The sequence below is a fragment of the Marinobacter sp. 1-3A genome (assembly GCF_016597775.1).
GTDB classification, from domain to species: Bacteria; Pseudomonadota; Gammaproteobacteria; order Pseudomonadales; family Oleiphilaceae; genus Marinobacter; species Marinobacter xiaoshiensis.
Genome location: NZ_VCGZ01000005.1, coordinates 333,491 through 344,304 on the forward strand (window position 1 = coordinate 333,491; position 10,814 = coordinate 344,304).

The following is a 10,814-nucleotide window of genomic DNA, read 5'->3' on the forward strand; positions in this document are numbered from 1 at the left end:
TCTAAAGGATTCCTATCTTTTCTTTAATCAGGGCACCAGGCTTATGAACCGCACACTACGGATAGCGTTCTACGCTATTGCCACGATCTTCCTTATCGGCTGCAGTGAGTCAAAGGAAACCACTTTTCACCCTGTAATTCAGCCAGTCAAAGTGATGACGATCGGAAGTGAAGATGCGACCCTGGCCCGTGAGTTTCCCGGCACTGTCAGAGCAAGCCAGCGGGTTACGATGGCCTTTCAGGTGCCCGGCCGATTAATCGAGTTTCCAGTACAAGAAGGCATGATCGTCAAAGAAGGCACCCTGCTCGGCAAACTGGACCCATCGGATTACAACAGCAACCTGGCGGCGGCACGCACACAGCTGCAAACGCTAGAGGCAAACTTTAATCGCGCCAAAGACCTGATCAAGAAAAAATACGTCTCTCAGGCTGAGTACGACAAGATCGAATCCAGTTATAACGTTGCCCAAACCGAACTTGAAAAGGCCCAGAAAGCCGTAAACGAAACCAGTCTGATTGCGCCCTTCGAAGGTGTCATTGCTCGCAAATTTGTCGACAATTTTCAGGAAGTACAAGCCAAAGAGCCAGTCTTGAATCTGCACAACAATCTCGCACTGGAAGTCGTTGTTGATATACCGGAAAACCTGATCGTGCGTTACAGCAACCAGGGCACAGCGGTCGACCTGAGCGCACGGTTCGACGGCATACCGAATCGCACTTTCCCACTCTCCGTAAAGGAGCATGCCACCGAGGCCAACTCCGACACACAGACGTTTCAGTATGTGCTTTCCATAGAAGACACCGCGGGCCAAAACCTGTTACCAGGAATGACAGCCATTGTTCGCGCACAACAAAAACCGGACAACAGTATTAGTGAGACACTTATAGCAGTGCCGCTCTCAGCCGTGGTTGCTGACAGCAAGCAACAGAAAATAGTCTGGATCGTCAATGACGACGGCACAGTCAGCAAACGCCCTGTTGAGACCGGTGACTTGGTAGGCTCGAGCAGCATTCTGATCACCTCCGGGCTGAAAACAGGCGACACCCTTGCCGTTGCCGGTGCGTCGTCGCTTAAGGAAGGCATGCAAGTAAAGCCCATCGACAAAGTGGAGTTCTGATCCACTATGAACATTGCCGCATGGAGCATTAAAAACAGCACCATCACCTGGATCGTTGTTCTTGTCATGGTGGCGATGGGCTACCATTCTTTCAATAATCTCAGTCGCCTTGAAGACCCCGAATTCACCATCAAGGAAGCCAAAGTCGTCACGCCATATCCAGGGGCAACGGCCAGTGAGGTTGAAGAAGAAGTCAGCAACCTCATAGAACAGACTGCTCAAAAGATGGGGCAGTTGTTCTATGTGGAATCTCACTCTTATCGCGACAAATCCATTGTCTCGGTAAAAATACTCGATCAGTACGACAAGTCACGCTTACCGCAAGTCTGGGATGAGCTTCGTCACAAAATCAGCGACGTGCAATCCCAGCTCCCCCCGGGAGCCGGGCCATCTCAGGTCATTGATGATTTTGGGGACGTCTATGGCGTGTACCTGGCCATCACCGGCGACGGATACAACCAGAACGAGCTCTACGAGTTCGCAAAATTCCTGAAGCGCGAATTGTTGCTGGTTGACGGCGTCAAAAGCATTGCGCTTTATGGCGAACCACAGGAAACCATTTACGTAGAGCCCTACACGGAAAAAATGTCGGCATTGGGTATTCCCCCCGCTGCGATATTCAACGTGCTGGGCGACAAAAACACTGTTGCGTACGCCGGATACGCCCGCGCTGGCGATGCCCGCCTTGCCGTACAGGTGTCTGGTGAACTGGATTCTGCAGAACAGTTCAAATCGCTGATGATTGCAAGCCGGGGCAGTAGTAGCAGCCAAATCGTGCTCGGAGATATTGCCAATGTGTACCGAGGGCAACAGGAACCAGCCACAAACGTGCTGCGCTTTGATGGCGAGCAGGCTATCGGCTTGGCCATTTCAGCCCGCTCCGGAAGCAATGTCATCACCATGGGCGAGGGCCTCGACGCCAGGCTGGAGCAGCTGAAGCCCCAGATTCCACTGGGCATGACCTTAAACCCTATATCGATCCAATCCGATGCTGTATCAGAGGCAATCAGCGGTTTTACCGTCAGCCTGCTACAAGCAGTGGCCATCGTGGTATTGGTCTTGCTGGTGTTTATGGGCCTGCGCAGTGGATTGATTATCGGCGCGGTACTGCTGATCACCATCATGGGCACGTTCATTTTCATGAACATTTACGCCATCAACCTCGAACGCATTTCGCTGGGCGCACTTATCATTGCCCTGGGCATGCTGGTGGACAATGCCATTGTGGTCACAGATGGTATTCGTATGCGCATGCAGCAAGGGGAAGACGCCCTCTCCGCTGCCAGCAAAGTTGTCAGCCAGACAGCCATTCCCTTGCTGGGCGCCACGGCCATTGCAGTTACAGCTTTTGCTGCCATCGGGACATCTGAAGACTCTACCGGCGAGTACACTCGCTCCCTGTTTTCGGTCATCCTGATTTCGCTGTCCCTGAGTTGGTTCACCGCAGTAACTGTAACGCCTTTACTGTGTCACAAGTTCTTGAAAACGACCGCGGCAGACAATGACCAGCAAGCCTACTCATCGGGTTTTTATCGCAAGTATCAGGGCATGCTTCACAAAGCCATTCAGCACCGCTGGCTGACTATCGGCATCACAGCAATTTTATTTGTTGCAGCCGCGGTGGGCTTTGGCTCGGTCAAACAAAGTTTCTTCCCCGACTCTACCCGCCCGCAGTTTTACGTGGACCTCTGGTTCCCGGGTGATGCCGATATCAGCACAACATCCGAGGGTTCGAGAGCGTTTGAGGATATTTTGGCCGATTATGAAGGCGTCACCCGGGTGACTACGCAAGTGGGTGGTAGCTCACCCCGGTTCCTGCTGACGTATTCGCCGGAACAGCCAAGCCCCAACTTTGCTCGAATTCTGGTAGATGTTGAGAACTACGAGACTCTGGCCAAACTGACTGAGCAAGCCCAGCAAGAGCTTGAAACGCTGCGCCCAGGCGTTGGTGTGAACGTTAAAAAGTTTGTGCTCGGGCCCGCAACCGGTGGCAAGATTCAGCTACGCATTTCCGGGCCAGACCCCGAAGCCTTGCGACAATTGGCTGACAAAGCCAGGCAAGTATTGGCCGCACACCCCAACGTAAAAGGACTACGTGATGAATGGGGTGATCTGGTAAAGGTGATCAAACCGGAAATTGCAGACGCTCAGGCCCAGAAACTCGGGCTGGTGCGCGCGGACATTGCCCAGGCAACGGCGTTTGCTGTTGATGGCGTGCGCGTAGGCACCTACCGCGAAGGCGATGAGTTGCTACCGATCATTGCGCGGGCGCCGCTGGGCGAACGCATGAGCCTGAATAATCTTGATCAGGTGTCCATCTGGAGCCCGGCCGCTCAAAGCATGGTTCCGCTGGGCCAGGCAGTCTCTGACTTTCATATTGGTTTTGAGAACGCCCATATCTGGAGACAGGATCGCATCACAATGCTGCGCTTGCACTTCGATCAGCGCCACGGACTATCCTCAGAGCTACTGGCTGATATCAAAGCCGATGTAGAGAAGGCACTGAATGCCGACGTACGCGAGTATCTCGGGTTATCCGACGGTGCAGATGTCGAGCACACCGACAAAACGATCCCTCTGCGATACCGTGACCGAATTCCGGTTGCAGACATGACCGGCTACTATTTTGCGTGGGGCGGTGAGAATGAAGACTCGATCAAGGGCTCAACGTCTATTGCCGAGTCTATTCCGGTGTTCTTCGGGCTGATGGTGTTCATCGTGATTGCCCTGTTCAACTCCATTCGCAAAACGCTTGTGATCTGGCTGGTAGTGCCTCTTGCCATTGTTGGGGTAACCGCAGGGCTCCTGCTGTTCAACCAGCCCTTTGGTTTTATGGCACTGCTGGGTTTCATGAGCCTCGCGGGAATGCTGATTAAAAATGCCATCGTGCTGGTTGATCAGATTGACGTCGAACTGGCCAGCGGAAAGGCGCCCATTGAGGCGATTGTTGATTCCGGAACCAGTCGTTTGATTCCCGTAGCCATGGCTGCATTAACGACGATTCTGGGCATGCTGCCTTTGCTGACAGATGCTTTCTTCGTCGCCATGGCCGTCACCATCATGTTCGGACTTGGTTTTGCAACGATCCTCACACTCGTGGTGGTACCGGTTCTGTACGCAACCTTGTTCCGGTTTCGCAACTAACGTTTGTAAAGAGCAGTCCGACTGAAACACGTTGTGTTCAGTCGGACTCTGCACCAATCTCCTGAAATGCCTGAACCAGCGTCTCAGGCTCCTGAGCTCCAGAGATAAGATATTTTCCGTTGACTACATAGGCCGGCACACCCGTAACACCCGCCTGCTGATATTTGGCTTCATCTTCTCGCACCGCCGCCGCGTATTGGTCAGACTCCAGTACTGCTTTGGCTTTTGCGGAATCCAACCCCAGAGACTCCACGCACTTGATCAGAATATCGTGGTCGGAGACGTTCTCTGCCTTACCGAAATAGGCAGTGAACAGCGCTTGTTTCATAGCGGTCTGCTGGCCCTGTTCGCCGGCCCATTTCACCAGTCGGTGTGCATCGAAGGTATTGCACACCAGGCGCTCCTGAATCTTCTCAAAGTTAAGGCCAAGATCCGTCGCGACAGTCATCATCTGGTTCTGAGTGGCGCGCAACTCATCTTCACTCCGGCCATACTTGCGGGCGAGCGCCGGCAAAATTGGCTCGCCATCTCCGCTGCTATCCGGGTTCAGCTCAAAAGCATGCCACTGAACCTCAAACTCATACTCTGGTGCCAACTGTTCCATGGCTCGCTCCAAACGGGCGTAGCCAATGGCACACCAAGGACAAGCGATGTCGGAAACAATATCAATACTCATCTTGTTCATAGCGGATCCTGTTAATTGCCTGGGCCAACCAAAAGCCCCAATAGGTTCAAAAACTACCTTATGATTTCATCATAGTGCTCGTTTGACTCTGGAGCTGTCCAATTTGGGCGCTGCCGGGCAACCAATGAAATCTGTTAGAATCGCCCCTAATCAACACCACCCCTGACACATTAACAGGCCACCCTGCATGAAGCTCAATCCCTTTAACACCCGCATCGGCCTCGCTCTCGGAGGCGGTGCTGCCAAAGGCATTGCTCACATTGGTGTTCTGAAAGCGTTTGAAGAAGAGGGCATCCGGATTCACTGCATTTCAGGTACCAGTGTGGGTGCGCTGGTTGCCAGCTATTACGCCTTCGGTCGCCCGGTTGAATCCATACTTTCCATTGGTTCAACGCTAAATCTTTCAAAGATCCTGAACTTTACCTTTGAACGCGGAGGTCTGTTCAGTACGCAAGCCATTCGCGAGATGATCGAGCGGGATCTGGGGGACTGCCTCATTGAAGACGCCAATATCCCTCTCGCAATCTGTGCAACGGATATCGAAACCGGCAAGCAGTTGATATTCAGGTCAGGAAATCTGGCAGACGCTGTTTGTGCGTCCATGGCCGTACCAGGCTTGTTTGTTCCAATGGAGGTAGGTGGACGGATTCTGGTAGACGGTGGGCTGGTTGAAAACGTTCCGATTTCTCCTTTGGCCAAAATGGGCGCGGGTATCACCGTCGCCATTGATCTGAGCCATGTCAGCCAGTACCAGAAGCCGGAAGACACCTTCGATGTGATCAGCAACGCCATCAATATTGCGATCGACTTTAATACTCGCGAGCAACTTAAAAAGGCGGACATTGTGGTGCCGCTGAATTTAAGCGGTTACAGCCTCACCAACAATGCCAAACATGTGCAAGAGCTTTACATGGAAGGCTACCACCCGATGAAAAAGAAGATTCAGCGGGTGCTCTGGTACAAACGGGCAAATGTTTTTATGTATATTTTCAAAGGCATCAGAAAGCTACTCCCTCTGAAAGTGCCCGAGATTATTAAAGATCTGAAAAACCACTTATTGGCCTTTCGCAATCGAATCTAACAATTTAAACAGTAATGGCAGTGATCCAAAAACGCGTATACAGACTACTCTGTAAACCTGCCTATTGTTTGAAGCTAACGGAGTTTTCCGCATGATTACAGTCCACCACCTCAACAACTCTCGTTCACAACGCATTCTCTGGATGCTGGAAGAACTGGGAGTGCCTTACGAGATCCAGCGCTACGAGCGTGATGCCAAAACCATGTTGGCGCCGGCAAGCCTCAAAAAAATACACCCGCTGGGTAAATCACCGGTGATCACTGACGGCGACCTGGTGGTGGCGGAGTCTGGCGCTATTATTGAGTATCTGGCACACACCTATGGTAAAGACACCATGCTGCCAGAAACCGGCGGTCAGGCGTGGCTGGATTACACCTACTGGATGCATTACGCCGAAGGCTCACTGATGCCACCACTGGTGATGCGACTGGTTTTTGAAAAGGTAAAAACCAGTCCTATGTCATTTTTTATCAAACCTGTGGCAAAAGGCATTGCCGATAAAACCAATGAGGTTTTCATCGGCCCCATGATTAAAACTCACCTGGACTTTGTTGAAGCCCACCTGGCGAAAAACGTCTGGTTTCTTGGGAATGAACTCAGCGCCGCAGATATCCAGATGAGTTTTCCACTGGAAGCCTCAGTCGCCAGAGGAATCACAGGCAAGAACCGGCCTCACATCAGTGCCTGGGTTGAGCGCATACACGCCAGGCCGGCTTACCAGGCTGCCCTTGAAAAGGGCGGAGAATACGACTTCGCCTGACGGAAAGTTAAGCCCCCAGCGCCGCCCTCACCTTTTTACCCAAGTGGCCCATATCAACACGGCCGACTACTTGAGGGCGCAGCGCACCCATTACTGAGCCCATGTCTTGCATGCCGTTGGCATCGACCGAGCTGATTGCCTCACGGATCAGCTCATCCAGCTCATCCTCAGTAAGAGCAACCGGCATGAATTCCTCGATGATCGCCATTTCCGCTCGTTCGATGTCGCCCAACTCCTTGCGGCCGGCGTTATCGTATTGGCTGGCAGAATCGCGTCGCTGCTTGAGCATTTTATCCAATACCTTCAGAACGTCATCGTCATTCAGGTCGCGGCGCTCGTCAATTTCGATCTGTTTGATAGCAGCCTGTGCCATACGCAGTGTGACGAGCCGGATTTTGTCCTTGTTCCGCATGGCGTCTTTTACTGCGTTGCTTAGTTGTTCTTTGAGTGATAATTCAGACATTACCGGTCTCCTGCTGCATGGGTTAGGGGCTGTAAGTTTGCATTATGCAAAAGGGCAGATCTAGTGAAGAATCAATGCCCGGTTTTCTGGATAGCCAACCGGGAAAAGTAGATCTGTCTTTTAGTGCGGCACTTTTATTCTGCCCCTTCACCCCAATATAAAAACAGACATTTGAAGTACACTCTCCACAGGCCCCGACAATGAACGACATCCTGAAAAAATTCCTTTTTGTTTCCAGCATCTACCTGCTAGCACCGACCGCTGGCGCTTTCAGCCTGAACGACACCATTGCCAGTGGCACCCAGGCACTGTCCGCCACCAACGAAGCCAGTGCTGAAGCGCAGCAACTGCTCGGGCTGCTGGAAGACCAACTCGGTGTCACTGAAACTCAAGCTGTTGGCGGCACCAGTGCTTTACTGCAACTGGCGAAAAATGATCTGGGTGCTGACGCCATGAGCGCTCTCACAAACAAGGCGCCGGGGCTAACCAGCTTGCTCGGGGCTGGCGGCATGAGCCAAGGGCTGCTCTCTGGTATTTCATCTATGGACGGCGTGCAATCGGCCTTCTCAGCCCTGGGCATGGACAGCGCCATGATTCAGCAGTTTGTTCCAATCCTTATGGGCTTCCTGGGGGACCAAGGCGTTGGGTCTTCATTGCTGGGACAACTGCAGAGTCTTTGGACGCCTGCGAGCTGAGTAGTTAACCTTGCTACGATTAAGGGCGATGTGGGACCGGTCGCTGGCCCTCCGCCCCCAAAAGATCCCTTTCCGACGCCGCCTTGCGCGAGCGTCCGTTGCTTTGATTTACCGGCAAACTGACGACGGTGAAACGGAGCTACTGTTCATCCAGCGGGCCCACCGGAAAGGAGATCCCTGGTCTGGCGACATGGCCTTTCCCGGGGGCCGTATGGAATCGGCAGACCCATCGCCAAGGGCGGCGGCCGAACGGGAAACCCTGGAAGAAACCGGTGTCGATCTGGCCAATCACGGTCGCTTTCAATTCAGACTGTCAGACCTGATTACCCGCCAGCACAGCCGCTGGCGGCCAATGATCGTCACCCCCTATGTTTACGAGTGGCAGGGACCGCAAACAGAGTCGCCTAATTACGAAGTGGCACAGATGGTGTGGATATCCCTCAAATACCTCGCCGCCAAAGAAAATCAAAGCAAACTCCCTTGGCGCACCCCGCTTGGCACCGTAAAAATGCCCTGCTGTCGGTATCAGGATTACTGTATCTGGGGCCTTAGCTACAGCATGCTTCAGGAGTTGCTGAAGCTGGATTTTGAGCCTGGGCGGTTTGCTCCTAAAGCGACTGACGCACCACGTTTTCTATGATTTCTGTTGGTAGCACAACAGGATTGGCCTTCATGGACGAGGCTCCGACGGCAGCTTGTGTCGCTGAGAGTATGTGCTCTTCCGTCACACCAATAGACGCCAGTCCCGGCAAGCCATTCTGAGCAATCCACTCACGAAAATACTGCAGAGCCTGACCTTCCGATACCTCAAACACTTCAGCAATCCAGCGAATTACGTCATCGACACGAGCTTTATGACCAGCCTCGACTACGTTATCGCGGTTCGCTGCAATGCCCGCAGGCAATAGAGCACCGCAGATGGCTCCGTGGGGCGCACCGCACAAACTGCCTAGCGGGCCAGCAATGCCATGCACAACTCCCAACCCGGAGTTCGCAAGAGCGAGCCCACCAAAGAGACTTACCTGAGCCAAAGCATCACGAGCGCCTTTGGTCTCCCCTTCCATCAGTTGCTTCAAAGCAAGAAGCCCCTTCGGGATCGCCTCTTTGCACAACATATCGGTGAACAGATTTGATCGTGATGAAAGGTAAGGCTCAATGACCTGGGTGACCGCATCCAAACCTGAGTAAAGGCTAACTTGTTTGGGGCAATTATCGGTGAGCGCCGGGTCTACCAGCGCAAGATCCGGGAGCAACTGGTTATCCCTCAGGCTCACCTTACGCTGGGCCTCGACCACGTCGATAACCGCATTTCGAGTCACCTCCGCCCCTGTACCCGAGGTGGTTGGCACAAGTATCAGCGGTAAGCGTCTGGCGGATAGTGGCAGCCCGCTACCCACTACCTCCAGATGGCTTAACAGATCCGTGTGGCTTGGCAGCATGGCCGCAAGCACCTTTGCTGAATCCATAACCGAACCACCGCCGATACCAAGTACCAGATCGACCCCGAGTGATTTACCTTGGTCAATGGCGGCTGTAAGCGTGTTCAAATCAGGCTCTTTTTCAATGGTCAGCGTCTGGACGATATCGATAGACGTGAGTGACTCAAACACTGCCGAGAGCCTGCCCGGGCTTTTGCCGTGCACAATCAATGCTCGCGAACCCAGTTTTGCAGCCCTGTCGTTCAACTGGACAACAAAGCCGCGCCCGAACAGAATCTCGGTTGGGGTTACCAAGCTAAATGTGCCTAACATAAAAAATATCGTCCTGAAGATTAAAAGGGAGACCTGTTTAGTAGAACCTCAGCGTACCTTTTCCTTTATCATTCGGGAATGTGCGATTTTCGATTCAATGCACCACTCATTCGGCATGATCAAATCGGGTCTACTTTAGTTATTCGTCAACCCGGAGCGTTTCAAGCAGATTATTTATGTCTGCTTTAAGTTCCTTATCGTCAATTTTATTCGCGTTAGCTTTTGCCTCCTGAAGGTTTTTGATGGCGGCATCCGTTTGGCCCAACTCAATTTGCAAGGTGGCCATGGAAAACGCGATCGACGACATATGATCTTTTGCCTTGATTGCCACGGCTTTTTCCATGGCCTTGTCGTAGCCTGCCAAAGCCTCTTCCAGGTCTTCTGTAAAGTCGGCAAGCGTTTCCCATTGTTCCGGGTGGTCTTTGTCGGTATTTTCGTTATCGGTGCATACAGATTTCAGCTCTGCATAGAGCGAATCAAATGCTGCTTTATCATCGTTTTTGTCAGCTTCCATCAGCTTTTCAGCCAAGCTATGGACGGACTTGTATATTTTGGTATTAATCATTACTCATCACCTTATTAGCCCGTTTTATGTCGAAGAATCTGCGGGGCGATCAGCGCGCCGGGCCGCAGCATAGCTCAAAGAGGATACCCCAAACAGCGTTTGCCGATATCACCAACAGTAGTTCCAATTTCTGATCGCAAGGAAACAAGACACATGACACAGCAACTCCCGGTCATCCTCGTAACCGGCGGTGCCCAAGGCATTGGCAAGGGTATCGCCGCCTACTTCCTGAACAAGGGCTGGCGCGTTGTAGTGTTGGACCGGGATGCAGAGGCCGAAGCCGTGAAATGGGGTGGGCACGCAATGGTCAGTAATGCGGGAATCGCGGATCCGGACACAGCCCCTATCGGCCTCTGACCATAATCAGCATGTAGTGGTCAACTAATCCCGGACAGTATTTTAAGGTTTTCCTCTGCTGCAACGGGAGAAATACCACCGTTGAACGTATGAGGTCTTTGCCGGTTGTAGTAGTCCATCAGATAGCCACCAACATCTTTTTTGGCCTCAGGCAGATTCCGATATCCCAGGGCCGGTACCCACTCAGATTTCAGGC

The 10,814-nt window shown here is 52.6% G+C and carries 11 protein-coding genes; 7 read left to right on the forward strand and 4 right to left on the reverse strand.

Annotated features, from left to right (window positions below; translation table 11 throughout):
* Positions 1-43: 43 nt before the first annotated feature.
* Both FE848_RS10585 and FE848_RS18705 read left to right on the forward strand, forming a co-directional pair.
* Entirely contained in the window at positions 44-1,117 is a 1,074-nt protein-coding gene (locus FE848_RS10585) for an efflux RND transporter periplasmic adaptor subunit (RefSeq protein ID WP_200202762.1), read from the forward strand.
* Positions 1,118-1,123: 6 nt separating this feature from the next.
* Entirely contained in the window at positions 1,124-4,261 is a 3,138-nt protein-coding gene (locus tag FE848_RS18705) for an efflux RND transporter permease subunit (RefSeq protein WP_227715279.1), read from the forward strand.
* Between the two features lie 37 nt (positions 4,262-4,298).
* On the opposite strand, the gene FE848_RS10595 is transcribed toward FE848_RS18705, so the two are convergent.
* Complete coding sequence (locus FE848_RS10595) at positions 4,299-4,946, reverse strand: DsbA family oxidoreductase (RefSeq protein ID WP_200202763.1); 648 nt, start codon at positions 4,944-4,946, stop codon at positions 4,299-4,301.
* A 187-nt stretch (positions 4,947-5,133) separates the two neighbouring features.
* Here FE848_RS10595 and FE848_RS10600 point away from each other — a divergent pair, with 187 nt between their 5' ends.
* Together FE848_RS10600 and FE848_RS10605 are read left to right on the forward strand one after the other, a co-directional pair.
* Positions 5,134-6,027, forward strand: a complete 894-nt coding sequence (locus FE848_RS10600) for a patatin-like phospholipase family protein (protein ID WP_200202764.1) — start codon at positions 5,134-5,136, stop codon at positions 6,025-6,027.
* A 91-nt stretch (positions 6,028-6,118) separates the two neighbouring features.
* On the forward strand, positions 6,119-6,787 hold the full coding sequence (locus tag FE848_RS10605) for a glutathione S-transferase family protein (protein ID WP_200202765.1): 669 nt from the start codon (positions 6,119-6,121) through the stop codon (positions 6,785-6,787).
* A 7-nt stretch (positions 6,788-6,794) separates the two neighbouring features.
* Here the strand turns inward: FE848_RS10605 and FE848_RS10610 are convergent, their stop codons facing one another.
* Complete coding sequence (locus tag FE848_RS10610; RefSeq protein WP_200202766.1) at positions 6,795-7,250, reverse strand: GatB/YqeY domain-containing protein; 456 nt, start codon at positions 7,248-7,250, stop codon at positions 6,795-6,797.
* 200 nt (positions 7,251-7,450) lie between these two features.
* On the opposite strand from FE848_RS10610, the gene FE848_RS10615 reads away from it, so the two are divergent.
* Together FE848_RS10615 and FE848_RS10620 are read left to right on the forward strand one after the other, a co-directional pair.
* Positions 7,451-7,945 (forward strand): DUF2780 domain-containing protein, encoded by a 495-nt coding sequence (locus tag FE848_RS10615; protein ID WP_200202767.1) that lies wholly within the window; start codon positions 7,451-7,453, stop codon positions 7,943-7,945.
* Between the two features lie 103 nt (positions 7,946-8,048).
* Positions 8,049-8,585: an NUDIX hydrolase gene (locus tag FE848_RS10620; RefSeq protein WP_265091912.1), complete on the forward strand. Its 537-nt coding sequence runs from the start codon at positions 8,049-8,051 to the stop codon at positions 8,583-8,585.
* Here FE848_RS10620 and FE848_RS10625 read toward each other — a convergent pair.
* Positions 8,554-9,696, reverse strand: coding sequence for an iron-containing alcohol dehydrogenase (locus FE848_RS10625; RefSeq protein ID WP_200202769.1), 1,143 nt, complete (start codon positions 9,694-9,696; stop codon positions 8,554-8,556). The two genes, FE848_RS10620 and FE848_RS10625, sit on opposite strands and share 32 nt — an antisense overlap.
* A gap of 139 nt (positions 9,697-9,835) precedes the next feature.
* Positions 9,836-10,261, reverse strand: a complete 426-nt coding sequence (locus FE848_RS10630) for a tetratricopeptide repeat protein (protein WP_200202770.1) — start codon at positions 10,259-10,261, stop codon at positions 9,836-9,838.
* A gap of 153 nt (positions 10,262-10,414) precedes the next feature.
* Here FE848_RS10630 and FE848_RS18880 point away from each other — a divergent pair, with 153 nt between their 5' ends.
* On the forward strand, positions 10,415-10,618 hold the full coding sequence (locus FE848_RS18880; protein WP_200202771.1) for an SDR family NAD(P)-dependent oxidoreductase: 204 nt from the start codon (positions 10,415-10,417) through the stop codon (positions 10,616-10,618).
* Positions 10,619-10,814 lie beyond the last annotated feature (196 nt).